The sequence below is a fragment of the Amycolatopsis rifamycinica genome (genome assembly GCF_000695625.1).
GTDB lineage: Bacteria > Actinomycetota > Actinomycetes > Mycobacteriales > Pseudonocardiaceae > Amycolatopsis > Amycolatopsis rifamycinica.
In genome coordinates, this window is sequence record NZ_JMQI01000050.1 from 1 (window position 1) to 16,305 (window position 16,305).

The 16,305-nt window shown below is 70.1% G+C and carries 14 protein-coding genes, 1 tRNA gene and 1 pseudogene; 13 read left to right on the forward strand and 3 right to left on the reverse strand.

The window, feature by feature from the left end; translation table 11 throughout:
- Positions 1-48: 48 nt before the first annotated feature.
- Positions 49-917, forward strand: a protein-coding gene (locus tag DV20_RS44230) for an IS5 family transposase (RefSeq protein ID WP_235190703.1) whose coding sequence is annotated in 2 segments (ribosomal slippage) — positions 49-420 and positions 423-917 — 867 coding nt in all. Because the reading frame shifts where the segments join, the coding sequence is not laid out codon by codon here.
- A gap of 7 nt (positions 918-924) precedes the next feature.
- Here the strand turns inward: DV20_RS44230 and DV20_RS23325 are convergent.
- A pseudogene (locus DV20_RS23325) lies at positions 925-1,209 on the reverse strand (diguanylate phosphodiesterase); the annotation flags it as partial.
- A gap of 228 nt (positions 1,210-1,437) precedes the next feature.
- Between DV20_RS23325 and DV20_RS23330 the strand changes: the two are divergent.
- The 3 genes from DV20_RS23330 (at position 1,438) to lon (ending at position 5,814) form a co-directional block, all read left to right on the forward strand.
- Positions 1,438-2,385, forward strand: a complete 948-nt coding sequence (locus tag DV20_RS23330) for a GNAT family N-acetyltransferase (RefSeq protein ID WP_084093631.1) — start codon at positions 1,438-1,440, stop codon at positions 2,383-2,385.
- 71 nt (positions 2,386-2,456) lie between these two features.
- Complete coding sequence (locus DV20_RS23335; protein ID WP_043783761.1) at positions 2,457-3,311, forward strand: SAM-dependent methyltransferase; 855 nt, start codon at positions 2,457-2,459, stop codon at positions 3,309-3,311.
- A 100-nt stretch (positions 3,312-3,411) separates the two neighbouring features.
- Positions 3,412-5,814: an endopeptidase La gene (lon, locus tag DV20_RS23340; RefSeq protein WP_043783763.1), complete on the forward strand. Its 2,403-nt coding sequence runs from the start codon at positions 3,412-3,414 to the stop codon at positions 5,812-5,814.
- Between the two features lie 415 nt (positions 5,815-6,229).
- On the opposite strand, the gene DV20_RS23345 is transcribed toward lon, so the two are convergent.
- Positions 6,230-6,311, reverse strand: a tRNA-Tyr gene (locus DV20_RS23345).
- Positions 6,312-6,428: 117 nt separating this feature from the next.
- On the opposite strand from DV20_RS23345, the gene DV20_RS23350 reads away from it, so the two are divergent.
- From DV20_RS23350 to rfbA, 3 genes are all read left to right on the forward strand, one after another.
- Positions 6,429-6,920, forward strand: a complete 492-nt coding sequence (locus DV20_RS23350) for a YajQ family cyclic di-GMP-binding protein (RefSeq protein WP_043783765.1) — start codon at positions 6,429-6,431, stop codon at positions 6,918-6,920.
- A gap of 124 nt (positions 6,921-7,044) precedes the next feature.
- Positions 7,045-8,199 carry a sialidase family protein gene (locus DV20_RS23355; RefSeq protein WP_084093624.1) on the forward strand — a complete coding sequence of 385 codons (1,155 nt, stop codon included), beginning with the start codon at positions 7,045-7,047 and terminating at the stop codon, positions 8,197-8,199.
- Positions 8,200-8,252: 53 nt separating this feature from the next.
- On the forward strand, positions 8,253-9,134 hold the full coding sequence (rfbA, locus tag DV20_RS23360) for a glucose-1-phosphate thymidylyltransferase RfbA (RefSeq protein ID WP_043783766.1): 882 nt from the start codon (positions 8,253-8,255) through the stop codon (positions 9,132-9,134).
- 14 nt (positions 9,135-9,148) lie between these two features.
- Here the strand turns inward: rfbA and htpX are convergent, their stop codons facing one another.
- A complete protein-coding gene (htpX, locus tag DV20_RS23365) occupies positions 9,149-10,000 on the reverse strand; it encodes a zinc metalloprotease HtpX (protein ID WP_043783768.1) in 852 nt (283 codons plus the stop codon).
- Positions 10,001-10,129: 129 nt separating this feature from the next.
- Here htpX and DV20_RS23370 point away from each other — a divergent pair, with 129 nt between their 5' ends.
- The 6 genes from DV20_RS23370 (at position 10,130) to DV20_RS23395 (ending at position 16,301) form a co-directional block, all read left to right on the forward strand.
- Positions 10,130-11,098, forward strand: coding sequence for a YncE family protein (locus DV20_RS23370; protein WP_043783770.1), 969 nt, complete (start codon positions 10,130-10,132; stop codon positions 11,096-11,098).
- 225 nt (positions 11,099-11,323) lie between these two features.
- Entirely contained in the window at positions 11,324-12,556 is a 1,233-nt protein-coding gene (locus DV20_RS23375; protein WP_043783772.1) for a class I SAM-dependent methyltransferase, read from the forward strand.
- 1 nt (position 12,557) lies between these two features.
- Positions 12,558-13,352 (forward strand): glycosyltransferase family protein, encoded by a 795-nt coding sequence (locus DV20_RS23380; RefSeq protein WP_043783774.1) that lies wholly within the window; start codon positions 12,558-12,560, stop codon positions 13,350-13,352.
- Positions 13,349-13,996: a PIG-L deacetylase family protein gene (locus DV20_RS23385; RefSeq protein ID WP_043783775.1), complete on the forward strand. Its 648-nt coding sequence runs from the start codon at positions 13,349-13,351 to the stop codon at positions 13,994-13,996. Before DV20_RS23380 ends, DV20_RS23385 begins: the two co-directional genes overlap by 4 nt.
- Positions 13,997-14,001: 5 nt before the next feature.
- On the forward strand, positions 14,002-15,021 hold the full coding sequence (locus DV20_RS23390; protein ID WP_043783777.1) for an NAD-dependent epimerase/dehydratase family protein: 1,020 nt from the start codon (positions 14,002-14,004) through the stop codon (positions 15,019-15,021).
- Entirely contained in the window at positions 15,021-16,301 is a 1,281-nt protein-coding gene (locus DV20_RS23395) for a DUF4910 domain-containing protein (protein ID WP_043783779.1), read from the forward strand. The genes DV20_RS23390 and DV20_RS23395 overlap by 1 nt, the downstream gene beginning before the upstream one ends.
- Positions 16,302-16,305: the final 4 nt, after the last annotated feature.

Sequence of the window (16,305 nt, forward strand, 5' to 3'; positions counted from 1 at the left end):
GGGCGTGTCCTGTAAGTGGTTGAGCTGGTCTTCTGGTAGTCGTGTTCGGTGGTTGGTCGCGGTGAGTTGACGGACAAGGCATGGGCAGTGATCGAGCCGTTGCTGCCGCCGCAGCAGGGCGGCGGGCGGCGATGGCGGGATCACCGTCAGGTGATCAATGCGATCCTGTGGAAGCTGCGCACCGGTGCTCCGTGGCGTGACCTGCCCGAACGCTATGGCCCGTGGAAGACCGCGCATGAGCGGCTGCGGTTGTGGACCAAGGACGGCACCTGGAACAAGATCCTTGACCGCGTGATCGTCAAAGACGACGCCGTCGGCGACCTCGAATGGATCATCTCGGTGGACTCGAGCGTGGTCCGGGCCCACCAGCATGCCGCTGGTGCCCGGAAAAAGGGGGATGCAGCGACGGAATCGAAGCCCTCGCACTCGACGGGGAAGGGCTCGGCCGGTCCCGAGGCGGGCTGAGCACGAAGATCCACCTCGCCGTCGAGGGGCGTGGCCTGCCGATGCGGTTCCTGCTCACCCCAGGCCAGGCCGGTGACAACCCGCAGTTGCTGCCGTTGCTGGATGGCATCAGCGTCGCCCGGATCGGACCGGGCCGGCCACGCTGCCGGCCGGAGACGGTGATCGCGGACAAAGCCTATTCGCATCCTTCGACCCGCCAGGCGATGCGAGACCGCAGGATCGCCTTCGTCAGTCCCGAGCGGGACGATCAGATCACCCGCCGCGCGGCCAAGGGCTCCCGCGGCGGGCGACCACCCACGTTCGATGCTGAGGTCTACAAGCAGCGCAACGTGGTCGAACGGTGCTTCAACCGGCTCAAGCAGTTCCGTGACCTAGCCACCCGCTATGCCAAACGCGCCGCCTACTACCAGGCCGAACTGACCATCGCCGCCATCGTGCTCTGGCTCCGATGACTTACAGGACAGCTCCGCGGACGTCGACGTTGATGCCGAGCTGTTCGGCGAGCAGGAAGGCGACCGCGAGCACCGGCCCGATCCACAGCAGCCGGTCGTCCCAGTGGAACGGCAGCCACGAGCCGACCGCGAACGCGGCGACGAGCCCGAGGCTCAGGACGGCGAAGGTGTAGACGCGGAAGCGGCGTTCGTCGGTGCGGGCTTCGGCGGAAACGGGTGGTGCCCCGGAGGCGGCTCCCGGCCCGGGCTGCGCCTGCGCGACGGCGTCGCCGTGGGCGTTCGTGTCCGGCATCCGACCTTCCCTCCCGGCTTGTCCACCGGTGCTGATCCGTGACTTCGGGTGTGGACAGGGGCCATACCGTACCCCGTAGGGCGTACCCGTGTCCCTTTCGAGACAGTAGGAGATCACCCCAGGGTTAACAATGCCTCGAACGCGCTGACCTGCGTGGACCAAGGGGTGAAAGGCCGGGTGTACGAACTCGGCCGGTTCCCCGCACACGGCGGCCCGGGTCGCGCTTCAATGGGGCGCATGCACAGCGATGTGATTGCCACCGAGCACGCGGCGCGGCTCGCGGCGGTGGATTCCCTCCTCCCCGGCTCGTCCCCTTTCGAAGCGGCGGAAAACGCGGTGGTCCTGGAGGTCGCGACCGGCGGCTCGGCGGCGTCCGGGCTGGCTTCCCGCGTCCAGGTCGACCGCGACGCCCCGAACGCGCCGTGGCGCGCGCTCACCGAGCACCGGCTCGACGTCCAGCTGGCCGGTCCGGAGCCGGCGGCCGTCCTGGACGCCCTCCTCACCCGATGGGATGAACATCTGCGCGCGGTCGCTGAACCGGGTGACACCGAGACGGCGGCGATCGTGCCGCGCGCGAGCCGGGACGCCGCCGGGGCGCGGGAAATGCTGCACCACGGCTTCGCGCCGCTGCGGGTGGTCGCGGTCCGCCCGGCCCAGCGGATGGTGCCGGCGGCCCCGCTCGGCACCCCCGGCGTCAAGATCCGCCGCGCCGAGCCCGGCGACCTCGAGACCGCGGTGGCGCTCGGCATGGAGCTGCACTCCTACGACGCCCAGTACGGCACGGTGAACTGGCGCACCGGCGTCGAGGAGATCCTCGCCAAGGACCTCGCCGAGCAGCTGAAGCGGCCGGAGCCGCCGTTGTGGATCGCCGAGCTGTACGGCCGTCCGCTCGGCATGGTGAGCGTCCAGCACCCGGGCGAGACCGGCTGGATCAGCGGCCGCGTCGCCGCGTCCCGCGTCGGCTACCTCTCGTCGCTGGCCGTGGCGGAGGCCGCGCGGTCGTCCGGTGTCGGCACGGCGCTGGCGACGCACGCCCACCAAGTCCTCGACGAAGAAGGCGCCGACGTCGTCCTCCTGCACCACGCGGCGGCGAACCCGCTGTCGACGCCGTTCTGGTACGCGCAGGGGTACCGCCCGCTGTGGACGTACTGGCAGCGTCGACCGGCTGTTCGGTGAACCACCGGAGGATTTCCGGGCGTGCGCGGGGCTTATAGGCTGGGCCCCGCCGCCAGCGAGGGGAGCCTGAAGTGACCGACCAGCGGGATTCGGCGCCGAGAGCGCCCGAGGGTGTCGACACCGAGAAGCCGTCCGCGGCCCGGATCTACGACTGGTACCTGGGCGGTACCCAGAACTGGGCCGTGGACCGCGAGTTCGGCCGGCGCATGGAGCAGCAGTGGCCGCTGGTGCGCCCGGGGTCGAAGCAGAACCGCGAGTTCATGAACCGCGCGGTGCGAGCGGCGCTGCGGGCCGGCGTCCGGCAGTTCATCGACCTGGGCTCGGGCGTGCCGACGGCCGGCAACGTGCACGAGGTCGTCGAGGCGGAGCTGCCCGAGGACCACGACGCGAAGGTCGTGTACGTCGACTACGAGCCGGTCGCCGTCGCCCACGCGACGCTCATCCTCGAAGAGGGCATGGCGACCGACTGGGCCGGCATCGTCCAGGCCGACATGCGCGACGCGAAGTCCGTGCTGCGCGCCCCGGAGACGCGGCGGTTGATCGACTTCTCCCAGCCGGTCTGCTTGATCATGGCGGCGGTGCTGCACTTCGTCGGCCCCGACGACGACCCGGAAGGCCTGCTCGCGGCGTACCGGGACGCCCTGGCGCCGGGCAGCTGGCTGGCGATTTCGCAGATGAGCGAAGGCGACGGGGCCGGCGAGATGCTGGAGGGGCTGCGCTGGTTCGTCGAGCAGTACCGGAAGACGAGCAACCCGGTCTGGCTGCGCGACCGCGACGAGATCGAGCCGCTTTTCGGGGACTGGCCGCTGCTCGAACCGGGCATCGTGCACCTGCCGGACTGGCGGCCGGACCGGAAGATCAACGCCCTCGAGGCGGAGGCCCGGCCGTTCGCCTGGTGTGCCGTCGGCGTCAAACCAGGGGCCTGACCTGCGGTTTTCGCGATCGCTGTGGGCGAACGCACCATCGGAAACAAACACACCCATCGGAGAGTTGAGCTAGGCAGACTCAACTAACCGAGGAGTGCACATGTCCGACACCCGCCTCCTGCCCGTCCTCCCGCTCGATGACGACGTCGTGCTGCCGGGCATGGTCGTCCCGCTCGACCTGACCGACACCGAGACGCGGGCCGCGGTGGAGTCCGCCCAGGCCAAGACGCCGAGCCAGGCGTCCTTCCCCGGCATCCGCTCGGCCGCGGCCACCAAGGCCGAGGTCCTCATCGTCCCGCGCGTCCACGGCGAGTACGCCGAGTTCGGCACCGTCGCCACGGTCGAGCGCATCGGCCGCGTGCCCGGCGGGAAGGCCGCCGTCCTGCTCCGCGGCACCGCCCGCGCCGCCGTCGGCCGGATCGCCGACGGCCCCGGCGCCGCGCGCTGGGTGCACGCCGAGGACGCCCCCGAGACCACCGACGACCGGACCGCCAAGCTCGCGGCCGAGTACAAGGCCGTCGTCATCTCGATCCTCCAGCAGCGCGGCGGCTGGCAGCTGATCGACGCCGTCCAGCAGGTCGAAGACGCCTCCGCGGTCGCCGACCTGTCCGGCAACGCGCCGTACCTCGACACCGACCAGAAGCTCACCCTGCTGTCCACTTTGGACGTCAGCGCGCGGCTGGAGAAGGCGCTGGAGTGGAGCAAGGAGCACCTCGCCGAGCTCGAGGTGACCGACACGATCCGCAAGGACGTCGCCGAAGGCATGGAGAAGCAGCAGAAGGAATTCCTGCTGCGCCGCCAGCTCGAGGCCATCCGCAAGGAGCTCGGCGAGCTCGACGGCACCGCTGACGAGACGGACTACCGCGCCCGCGTGGAGGCCGCCGAACTGCCCGACGCCGTCAAGAAGGCCGCACTGGCCGAAGTGGACAAGCTCGACCGGACGTCCGACCAGTCCCCCGAAGGCGGCTGGATCCGGACCTGGCTGGACACCGTCCTGGAGCTGCCCTGGAACGAGCGCACCGAGGACGTCTACGACATCGCGGCCGCGCGGGCCATCCTGGACGCCGACCACGCCGGCCTCGACGACGTGAAGGAACGCATCATCGAGTACTTGGCCGTCCGGAAGCGCCGCGCGGAATCGGGCCTCGGCCCGGTCGGCGGCCGCCGGTCCGGCGCCGTGCTCGCCCTCGCGGGCCCTCCCGGGGTCGGCAAGACGTCGCTGGGTGAGTCCGTCGCGAAGGCCATGGGCCGCAAGTTCGTCCGCGTGGCGCTGGGCGGCATCCGCGACGAGGCGGAGATCCGCGGCCACCGCCGCACGTACGTCGGCGCCCTGCCCGGCCGGATCGTCCGCGCCATCAAGGAAGCCGGTTCGATGAACCCGGTCGTCCTGCTCGACGAGATCGACAAGGTCGGCGCCGACTACCGCGGCGACCCGACCGCGGCGCTGCTCGAAGTGCTGGACCCGGAGCAGAACCACACGTTCCGCGACCACTACCTCGAGGTCGAGCTCGACCTGTCCGACGTCGTGTTCCTGGCGACGGCCAACGCGCTGGAGACCATCCCCGGCCCGCTGCTGGACCGCATGGAGCTCGTCACGCTGGACGGCTACACCGAGCACGAGAAGGTCACCATCGCCCGCGACCACCTGCTCCCCCGCGAGCTGGAGCGCGCCGGGCTGGGCACTTCGGACGTCGTCCTGACGGACGCGGCGTTCAGCCGGATCGCCGCCGAGTACACCCGCGAGGCGGGCGTGCGCGACGCGAACCGGACGATCGCCAAGGTGCTGCGCAAGGTCGCGACCAAGGTGGCACTGGACGAGGTCGCGCTGCCGGTTTCCATCGACGCCCCCGACCTTCCGGACTACCTGGGCCGCCCGCGGCACATCCCGGAGTCGTCGCTGCCGGCGTCGACGCAGCGCACGGCGATCCCGGGCGTGGCAACGGGCCTGGCGGTGACCGGCGCGGGCGGTGACGTCCTCTACATCGAGGCGTCGCTGGCCGACGAGGAGTCCGGCGCGTCCGGGCTGCAGCTGACCGGCCAGCTCGGCGACGTGATGAAGGAGTCGGTGCAGATCGCGCTGTCCTACCTCAGGTCGCACGGAGCGGAGCTGGAGCTCCCGGTGGGCGACCTGCGCAAGCGAGGCATCCACGTCCACGTGCCGGCGGGCGCGGTCCCGAAGGACGGACCGTCGGCGGGCGTGACGATGACGACGGCGCTGGCCTCGCTGCTCTCGGGCCGCGTGGTCCGCGCGGACGTGGCGATGACGGGCGAGGTGTCCCTGACCGGCCGCGTCCTGCCGATCGGCGGCGTCAAGCAGAAGCTGCTGGCGGCCCACCGGGCGGGGATGAAGACGGTGATCATCCCCCAGCGCAACGAGCCGGACCTCGACGACGTCCCGGCCGAGGTGCTGGCCGAGCTGGACGTCCACGCGGTGGCGAACGTCCGCGAGGTCCTCGACCTGGCATTGACCCCGGCTTCGACGCCGGTTTCCCAGGCGGCGTAACCCCGAGCGCCGCCGACGGCCGGTTCCCCCTTCCCGCGGGGGAACCGGCCGCTCATCCGGATGAGGCCCCGTGACCACCCCCCGGTCACGGGGCCTCCGGCTGCGCGCCTGCCGCTTGCGGGACAACCGCACGACTGTCGCGTGGAGCTGACAGGCCACCCGGGAGTGGTCGTCCCGGCGGAGCCGCACGAAGGCCTCTTGGGCGACGTCCTCGGCGTCGTCGGCACCGAGCAGGCGCGCCAACCACACGAGGCGGCCGAAGTACTGCGCGAACAACACCTCGTCACTCGGAGCTTCGCTGGTCACGTCACCCCCACGCACGGCCGGGCCTGCCGGTTTAGTCCGCGTCGGGGTGGCAGCGCACGCGCGAAGAAGCCCCGTGACCACACAGTGGTCACGGGGCTTTCTCGCTGGGTGGCGGGTGAGGGATTCGAACCCCCGTAGGCAATGCCAACTGGTTTACAGCCAGTCCCCTTTGGCCACTCGGGTAACCCGCCCAGGCCGGTCTCACCGGCCGGGGTGAAGCTTACCCAAGGCCTCCCGGCGGGGAGCAACCGGGTTACCCGGGGCTAGTCTGGGAGGCCCCGACAAGCGAGTACGAGGTGTGAGGACACGTGGCGGATCCCTCTTTCGACGTCGTGAGCAAGGTCGACCGCCAGGAGGTGGACAACGCGCTCAACCAGGCGAGCAAGGAGCTGGGCACCCGGTTCGACTTCCGCGGCACCGGCACGACGATCAACTGGGCCGGCGAGGAGGCGCTCACGATCGAGTCCGAGACCGAGGAGCGCGCGCTGGCCGCGGTCGAGGTGTTCAAGGAGAAGCTGATCAAGCGCAACATCTCCCTGAAGGCCTTCGAAGCCGGCGAGCCGGCGCTGTCGGGCAAGATCTACAAGATCTCCGGCAAGATCCTCCAGGGCATCGCCTCGGACAAGGCGAAGCAGATCGCCAAGTTCATCCGCGACGAAGGCCCCAAGGGCGTCCAGGCCCAGATCCAGGGCGACCAGCTGCGGGTGTCGGGCAAGAAGAAGGACCAGCTGCAGGACGTCATCGCCCTGCTCAAGGGCAAGGACTTCGAGATCGCGCTGCAGTTCACGAACTACCGGTGACGCCGCGGGCACCCGCGCGCCGGGTGCCCGCTCCCGGCGGCATCAGCACCACGAGCGGTTACCCGAACGCGTGAATGCGCCCCGAAACCAACGGCAACCCGTGTTGTAATCGCGCGGTCACCGCGTGGAGGGGGTCGAGTTGCGCCGTTCGCTGGCCTTCCTGCTGACGCTCGCGGCCGTCGCCTCCCTGCTGACCCCGGCGAGCGCCGCAAGCGCCGCGAGCGCCACCGAGCGACAGCAGCTCGTCCCCGGCTTCGGCGCCTACCCGCGCCTGATCCGGCTGGCGAACGGGCACATCGTCGCCACCCTGACCAGCGAAGACGCCGATGGCAAGTTCACACCCGTCATGGAGAGCACCGACGAAGGCGAGTCGTTCCACCGGATCGGCGTGATCCGCGACCCCGACGGGCGGTCCGGCATGTGCTGCGGCACCGTCTACGAACTGCCGGAACGGGTCGGCAGGCTGCGCGCGGGCACCCTGCTGTGGGCCGCGTCCTACCGGCAGGACGCCGGGCCGCGGCGGCGCATCGGGATCCGCGTCTGGGCCAGCAAGGACGGCGGCCGCTCGTGGAGCTTCCTGTCCGAAGCCGCGCGGTCGCACAACATCGACGGCATCTGGGAGCCCGAGTTCACCGTCGACGCCGGCGGCACGCTCTGGCTCCACTTCGCCGACGAGACGCAGGCGCCGAAGTACGCGCAGGTGCTCAACCGGGTCGCCTCGACCGACGGCGTCCACTGGGGCACCAAGCAGCTCACCATGGCCATCCCGCCCGACCGCGTCCGGCCGGGGATGCCGATCATCCGGCGGCTGCCCGACGGCCGCTACTACTTCGCCTACGAAATCTGCAACTTCCGCGACCGCTACTGCGACCCGTACTTCAAGATCTCCACCGACGGCGCCAACTGGGGCGACCCGGCCGACCCCGGCACCCGCGTCGAGACCGCCACCGGCAACTACTTCCAGCACGCGCAGACGATCACGCTGTTCCCCGGCGGGCCGAACGGGGTCCGGATCGTCATGGTCGGGCAGATCTACACCGACGCCAAGGGCGTGCCGCAGCCGCAGAACGGCCAGGTCCTGCTCGCGAACGACGACTTCGGCAGCGGCCACTGGTACGAACTGCCCGCTCCCGTGCACATCAGCGGCATCTCGAACAACTTCTGCCCCAACTACTCCTCGACGCTGCTGCCGGTCGACGACGGCCGGAACGTGCTGGAGATCGCCACCGAGGACAACGGCGGCTGCAAGGCCTACTTCGGTAAAGGATCCGCCCTCTAGTGACGGCCCGTAGGGTGGGCGACGTCGCGGCCACGGGAAGAGGGAGGCAGTTCATGAAGGGGATCGTGCTGGCCGGAGGCAGCGGGACACGCCTGCACCCGATCACCCAGGCGGTGTCCAAGCAGCTGCTGCCGGTCTACGACAAGCCGATGGTCTACTACCCGATCTCGGTGCTGATGCTGGCCGGGATCCGCGAGATCCTCGTCATCTCCACCCCCACCGACCTGCCGATGTTCCGCCGGCTGCTGGGCAACGGCGACCAGTTCGGCGTCTCGTTCTCCTACGCCGAGCAGCCGAGCCCGAACGGGCTGGCCGAGGCCTTCGTGATCGGCGCGGACTTCATCGGCGACGACGACGTGGCCCTCGTCCTCGGCGACAACATCTTCTACGGCCAGGGCTTCTCCAGCCGGCTGCAGCAGGCCGTGCGCGAGCTCGACGGCTGCGTCCTGTTCGGCTACCCGGTCAAGGACCCCGAGCGCTACGGCGTCGGCGAGGTCGACGACACCGGCAAGCTGCTCACCATCGAGGAGAAGCCGCTGAAGCCGCGTTCCAACAAGGCGATCACCGGCCTGTACTTCTACGACAACCAGGTCGTCGACATCGCCCGCGCGCTGCAGCCCTCGAAGCGCGGTGAGCTCGAAATCACCGACGTCAACCTGACCTACCTGCGCCAGGACCGCGCCACGCTGGTCGAGCTCAGCCGCGGGTTCGCGTGGCTCGACACCGGCACGCACGACTCACTGCTCGAAGCCGGCCAGTTCGTGCAGGTGCTGGAGCACCGCACCGGCGTGCGCATCGCCTGCCTCGAGGAGATCGCGCTGCGCATGGGCTTCATCGACGCCGACGAGTGCTACGCGCTGGGCGCGAAGCTGGCGAAGTCCGGCTACGGCGATTACGTGAAGGCAGTCGCCGTAGCGGCGGGAGCGTCGGCCTAGCGGAGCGCATCCGGTCAGATCTGGCGGCGGGCGATTTCCTCCAGGCGGGCGATGCGGTCGGCGATCGGCGGGTGGGTCGAGAACAGCTTGCTCAGGCCCTCGCCCGGGCGGAACGGGTTCGCGATCATCAGGTGCGACTGCGACACCAGCTGCGGCTCGGCGACCAGCGGCCGCGCCCGCGTGCCGGCGTCCAGCTTCCGCAGCGCCGAGGCCAGGCCCAGCGGGTCGCCGGTCAGCTCGGCGCCGGACGCGTCGGCCTGGTACTCCCGCGACCGGCTGACCCCCATCCGGATGACGGCGGCCGCGATCGGCCCGACGAAGATCAGCAGCAGGCTGAGCAGCGGGTTCCCGTCGCGGTTGCTGCCGCCGAAGAACAGCGCGATGTTCGCCAGCACGCTGATCAAGCTGGCCAGCGCGCCGGCGACGCAGGAGATCAGGATGTCGCGGTTGTAGACGTGCGACAGCTCGTGGCCGAGCACGGCCCGCAGCTCGCGCTCGTCGAGCAGGTCGAGGATGCCGGTGGTGCAGCACACCGCCGCGTGCCGCGGGCTGCGGCCGGTCGCGAACGCGTTGGGCGCGACGGTCGGGCTGATGTACAGCTGCGGCATCGGCTGGCGGGCGACCTGCGCGAGCTCGCGCACGATCCGGTACATCGCGGGCTGCTCGACCTCCGACACCGGCCGCGCCCGCATCGCTCGCAGCGCCAGCTTGTCGGAGTTGAAGTAGGCGAACGCGTTCATCCCGAGGGCGACGAGCAGGCCGATCACCAGCGCGCCGCGGCCGAAGAGCCCGCTGATCGCGACGATGATCGCCGACAGCAGGCCGAGCAGCATGGCCGTCTTCAGTCCGCTCTGGTGCCCGTGCACGCTCGCCTCCGTCCGCTCTGGCAGTGGGTTACCCAGTGGAAACAACGCGATCGGGGGACGCGAAGTTCCTTCACGTGAGGATGGCGCGGGTTACGCTCGCACGGGGGATGATCAGGAGCGGAGGCGCCGATGCGAGGTGGCCGGCTACCCCGGCGGACCCTGTTCGCCCTGGTCACGGCGGGTGCCGGTGCTCTGGTCCTGCCCGGGACGGCGCGCGCGGAGAACGTCCGGTCGATCGAGCTGGGCGGGGCGCCGGCCGCGGTCGCGGTGAACCCGGTCAACGGGCTGGGGTACCTCACCGACGCCCAGGCCGGGACGGTTTCGGCGGTCGATCCGCGCAGCGCGTCGGTCGTCGACGTGGTCCACGTCGGCGGCGAACCCGGTGACGTCGCGATCGACCCCGACGCCGGCCGGATCTACGTCGCGAACCCGCCGGCGGGCACCGTGGTGGTCCTGGACGGCCGGACCCACGACCTGGTGAGCGTGATCGGCGCGGGCGCCGGCGCCTCGGCGCTGGCGGTCGACGAGGCGACCGGCCGCGTCTACGCCGCCAGCGGCACCACCGGGACGCTCGCCGTGCTCGACGGGGTGAGCTGCACGCTGGCGGCCCTCGTGCCGGGCCCGAAACCGGGGTTCGCGGGCATCGGCGTCGACCCCGGCCGCAAGCTGGCCTACTGCGCGAGCCCCGCCACCGATTCGGTCGAGGTGTTCTCGACTGACAGCGGGCAGTTCGTCGCCTCGGTCAAGGTCGGGCGCAACCCCACCGACGTCGCGGTGCACCACGCGAGTGGCACGGTCCACGTCGCGAACTCCGGCATCCACCACATGTCCATTGTGGACTCCGCGACGCTCGCCGAGCGCAAGACGGTACTGCTGCGCAGCGAAGCCTCGGCGCTGGCCGTGCACCAGGGCACGAACACGGTGTTCACCAACGGCGGCCAGAACGGCCTCGCCCGCGTCGACGGCACGGCGGGCACGCTGAGCGGCGAGCTGTCGCTGGGCGTGAACCCCGGCGACGTCGCCGTCGACCAGCGGAGGCGCGCGGTGTGGGTCACCGACCCCCTGCACGGCCGGGTCTTCGTGGTCCGCGATTTCTGACCGGCCCGGGCGCGGTCAGCCGTCCTCGGCGAGGGCCCGGGAGCAGGTCCACTGTGGACGTTACGGGTACGGACGAGCACGGTTGGTGATTCTCACCACAGTTAGCCCATTCAGGTTGCGGTTCCGAATCGGTCCACCAGCGGGTCCCGCGTCGCTGTAACGACCTCCCGGCGCCGGTCGACGTGTCTGGTGCACATCGCGACCGCGAGCCAAGGAGCCTGGTAGATGACCACATGTCGACTCTGCGGTTCGACAAACACGGCCAGCGTCGTCGACCTCGGCGCGACTCCCCCGTGTGAGCGATTTTTGACGGCCGAGCAGCTCGACGAGCCGGAAGCCACCTTCCCGCTCCACCTGAAGGTGTGCACCGACTGCTGGCTCGCCCAGATCCCGCCGCTGATCGACCCCGACGACACCTTCACCGAGTACGCGTACTTCTCGTCCTTCTCGACGTCGTGGGTCGAGCACGCGAAACGTTTCGTCGACGGCGCCGTCGACCGGCTCGGGCTCGGCGAGAAGTCGTTCGTCGTCGAGGTGGCGAGCAACGACGGATACCTGCTCAAGCACGTCGTCGGGCACGGGATCCGGTGTCTGGGCGTGGAACCTTCGGTGAACGTCGGGCAGGCGGCGCGCGACGCCGGCGTGCCCACCCTGACGGCGTTCCTGTCCGAGGAAACCGGCCTGAAGGTGCGCGAAGAGCACGGGCCGGCCGACCTCGTCGCCGCGAACAACGTCTACGCGCACATCCCCGACGTCCTCGGCTTCACCAAGGGCCTGCGGGCGCTGGTCGCGGACGACGGCTGGGTCTCCATCGAGGTCCAGCACCTGCTCACGCTGATCGAGAAGAACCAGTACGACACGATCTACCACGAGCACTTCCAGTACTACACGGTCGAATCCGCACGCCGGGCCCTGGCGACCGGCGGGCTGACCGTGGTCGACGTCGAGCTGCTGCCCACGCACGGCGGGTCGATCCGGCTGTGGGCGCGGCCCGCCGAGGTGGCCGGTGAGCCCAGCGAGCGGATGACCGACGTGCTGGAGCGCGAAAAAGCCGCCGGGCTGCACGAGCTGTCCGGGTACACCGAGTTCGCCGAGCGCGTCACCCGAGTGCGGCTGGACCTGCTGAAGTTCCTCATCGAGGCGCGGGGCGACGGCAAGACCGTCGTCGGTTACGGCGCCCCCGGCAAGGGCAACACCCTGCTCAACCACTGCGGCATCCGGACGGACCTGCTGCAGTACACGGTCGACCGCAACCCGTACAAGCACGGCCGGTTCACCCCGGGCACCCGGATCCCGGTGCTGCCCCCGGAGCGGATCGAAGCGGACCGGCCCGACTACGTGCTCGTCCTCCCGTGGAACCTCCGGGACGAATTGACCGAACAGCTTTCGTTCGTGGGTGTCTGGGGCGGAAAGCTCGTGTTCCCCATCCCCCACCTGGAAATCGTCGAGGTGCAGTGAAGTGAAGGTCGTCCTCTTCTGCGGTGGTTACGGGATGCGGATGCGCAACGGCGCGGCCGACGACGTCCCGAAGCCGATGGCGATGGTCGGTCCGAGACCGCTCATCTGGCACGTCATGCGCTACTACGCGCATTTCGGCCACACCGAGTTCATCCTGTGCCTCGGTTACGGCGCGGCGCACATCAAGAACTTCTTCCTGAACTACCAGGAAACCATTTCCAACGACTTCGTCCTGCGCAACGGGCAGGCGGAGCTGTTGTCGACCGACATCGCGGACTGGACGATCACGTTCGTGCAGACGGGCATCGAATCGCCGATCGGTGAGCGGCTGCGCCGGGTGCGCCCGTACCTCGACGGCGAAGAAATGTTCCTCGCGAACTACGCCGACGTCCTTTCCGACGTGCCGCTGCCCGACATGATCGAGCGGTTTTCGAACTCGGACGCCGGCGCGTCGATGATGGTCGTGCCGCCGCAGTCGTCGTTCCACTGTGTGGAAATGGACGAGGGCGGCATGGTCGGCTCGATCACCGCGGTCAGCGAAATGCCGCTGTGGGAGAACGGCGGGTACTTCGTGCTGCGACAAGAGGTGTTCGACCACATCCCGGAGAACGGCGACTTGGTCGCCGACGGCTGCGGTGAGCTGGCCAAGCGCGGCCGGCTGCTCGCCTACCCGTACCGCGGCTTCTGGAAGCCGACCGACACGGTCAAGGAGCGCGCGGCGCTGGACTACGCCTACAGCCACGGCGAACGGCCCTGGGCGCTCTGGGAGAAGCAGCCCGCGGCGAGCATCGCGTGATCGGGCTGCGCCCGGACCGGCTCGGCAGCGTCGTCACCCTCGGCGCCCACTGCGACGACATCGCGATCGGCGCCGGTGGCACGCTGCTGACGCTGTGCTCGTCCCGGCCCGGCCTGCGGGTCGACGCCCTGGTCCTCAGCGGCGGCGGCACGCCCCGCGAGGACGAGGAGCGGGCGGCGCTGGCGGCGTTCTGCCCGGGCGCGGACGTCGCCGTCACGGTGCTGAAGCTGCGGGACGGGCGCTTCCCGGCCCACTGGGAAGAGGCCAAGGACGCCCTGGAGGAATTGCGGCGGCGGACCGACCCGGACGTCATCCTGGCCCCGCGCACCGACGACGCCCACCAGGACCACCGCGGGCTGGCGAAGCTGGTGCCGACGACGTTCCGCGACCACCTGACGCTGGGGTACGAGATCGTCAAGTGGGACGGCGACCTCGGCCGTCCATCGGTGTACCAGCCGCTGTCCGACGAGCTCGCGGAGGAGAAGGTCCGGCTGCTGCAGGCGCACTACGCCTCGCAGCGGCACCGGCCATGGTACGACCGCGAGGCGTTCCTCGGGCTGGCCCGGATCCGCGGGATCGAAGCCGCCGCGAAGTACGCCGAAGCGTTTTTCGTCAAGAAACTCACTCTCGATCTGAAGGGCTGAATCCGATGCGGGTGTTGCTGACGGGGCACAAGGGCTACCTGGGGACGGTGATGGCCCCGGTGCTCGCCGCCGCCGGCCACGAAGTCACCGGCCTGGACTCCGGGCTGTTCGAGGACTGCCTGCTCGGGCCCGCCCCCGCCGACCCGGCCGGGCACGCCGTCGACCTGCGGGACGTCACGCTTTCCCATGTCGAAGGCTTCGACGCGGTCATCCACCTGGCCGCCCTGTCGAACGACCCGCTGGGCTCGCTCGCGCCGGAGCTGACCTACGACATCAACCACCACGCGTCGGTGAAGCTCGCGAAGCTGGCGAAAGAGGCCGGCGTCAAGCGGTACATCTACGCGTCGACGTGCTCGGTGTACGGCGCCGGCGGCGAGAACCTCGTCGACGAGGACGCGCCGCTGCGGCCCGTGACGCCGTACGCGGAGTCGAAGGTGCGCGTCGAAGCCGACGTCCACGAGCTCGCCGACGACGACTTCACGCCGGTGTACATGCGCAACGCGACCGCGTTCGGCTACTCGCCCCGCCTGCGCGGCGACATCGTGCTGAACAACCTGACCGCGCACGCCCACCTGTCCGGTGAGGTGCTGGTGCTGTCGGACGGTACGCCGTGGCGGCCGCTGGTGCACGCCCAGGACATCGCGCGCGCGTTCACCGCGGTGCTGACGGCGCCGAAGGAGGCCGTGCACGACAAGGCCTTCAACATCGGCACCGAGGAGAACAACGTCACCGTCGCCGAGATCGCGCAGGAGGTCGTCGAGGCCGTGCCGGGCTCGACGCTGAACATCACCGGCGAGGCGGGGCCCGACCCGCGGTCGTACCGGGTCGACTTCTCGCGCTTCCGCGCGGCGATCCCCGGCTTCACCTGCGAGTGGTCGGTCAAGGACGGCGCCGTCGAGCTCATCGAGGCCTACCGCAAGTTCGGGCTCACCCGCGAGTCGTTCCAGCAGCTGTTCACCCGGCTGGCCTGGCTGAAGAGCGAGGGCGAAGCGGGCCGCGTCGACACCACCATGCGGCGGAAGTAGTGGCGGCCCCGCAGCTGCGGACCGGGGCGGAACTGCACGCCCTGGTCGAGCGGCTGTACCCGCTCTGCCGCAGCATCACCGGCGACGGCGTGCGGCAGACCCTGGACATGATCGGCGAGCACATCGCGCTCGAGCGGCACGAGGTCCCGACCGGCACGGCGGTGCTGGACTGGACGATCCCGCAGGAGTGGAACATCCGGGACGCCTACGTCGCTTCGCCTTCGGGCGAGCGCGTGATCGACTTCCAGGAGCTGAACCTGCACGTCGTCGGGTACAGCGTCCCGGTGTCGCGGCGGATGCCGCTGAGCGAGCTGCGGGAGCACCTGCACACGCTGCCCGACCAGCCGTCGTGGGTGCCGTACCGGACCAGCTACTACGCCCCGGCCTGGGGCTTCTGCCTTGCGCAGGAGAAGCTCGACGCGCTGCCCGACGGCGACTACGACGTCGTCATCGACTCGACCCTTTCCGACGGCTCGCTGACCTACGCCGAGCACGTCGTGCCGGGGCGCGTCACGGACGAGGTCATCGTGTCCTGCCACGTGTGCCACCCGTCGCTGGCCAACGACAACCTCGCCGGTATCGCGGTGGCCGTCTCGCTGGCCCAGCAGCTGGCCCGTTCCCAGCCGCACTACACGTACCGCTTCCTGTTCATGCCGGGCACGATCGGCTCGATCACCTGGCTGGCGCGCAACGCCTCCCGGATCGAGAAGGTGCGGCACGGGCTGGTGCTGGCGTGCGCCGGCGACCCGGGCTCCTTGACGTACAAGAAGTCCCGCCGCGACGACGCCGAGATCGACCGGGTCATGCAGCACGTGCTGCGCTCGCGCGAACACCAGGTCGTCGACTTCTCGCCGTACGGCTACGACGAGCGCCAGTTCTGCTCACCGGGCTTCAACCTCGGCGTCGGCTCGCTGACGCGCACGCCGTACGCGGGCTACCCGGAGTACCACACCTCCGCCGACAACCCGGGTTTCGTGTCGCCCGCGGCCATGGAGGACACGCTCGGTGTGTTGAAGGACGCGTTCGGCGTCCTGGACCGCAACCGCCGGTACGTCAACCTCAGCCCGTACGGCGAGCCGCAGCTCGGCAAGCGCGGGCTGTACGACTCGCTCGGCGGCCGCAGCGACGCCAAGCAGGCCCAGATGGCGATGCTGTGGGTGCTCAACCTCTCCGACGGTTCGCACAGCCTGCTCGACATCGCCGAGCGCGCCGGGCTGCCCTTCGACATCGTCGACGTCGCGGCCCGTGCGCTCCACGACGCCGGTTTGGTCAAGGAGTGAGCGA

Bases quoted from the DNA above. Each gene is read 5' to 3' on its own strand.
- DV20_RS23375 (WP_043783772.1), top strand. From the start codon at position 11,324: ATGACCACATGTCGACTCTGCGGTTCGACAAACACGGCCAGCGTCGTC.
- lon (WP_043783763.1), top strand. From the start codon at position 3,412: ATGTCCGACACCCGCCTCCTGCCCGTCCTCCCGCTCGATGACGACGTC.
- rfbA (WP_043783766.1), top strand. From the start codon at position 8,253: ATGAAGGGGATCGTGCTGGCCGGAGGCAGCGGGACACGCCTGCACCCG.
- DV20_RS23330 (WP_084093631.1), top strand. From the start codon at position 1,438: ATGGGGCGCATGCACAGCGATGTGATTGCCACCGAGCACGCGGCGCGG.
- DV20_RS23390 (WP_043783777.1), top strand. From the start codon at position 14,002: ATGCGGGTGTTGCTGACGGGGCACAAGGGCTACCTGGGGACGGTGATG.
- DV20_RS23370 (WP_043783770.1), top strand. From the start codon at position 10,130: ATGCGAGGTGGCCGGCTACCCCGGCGGACCCTGTTCGCCCTGGTCACG.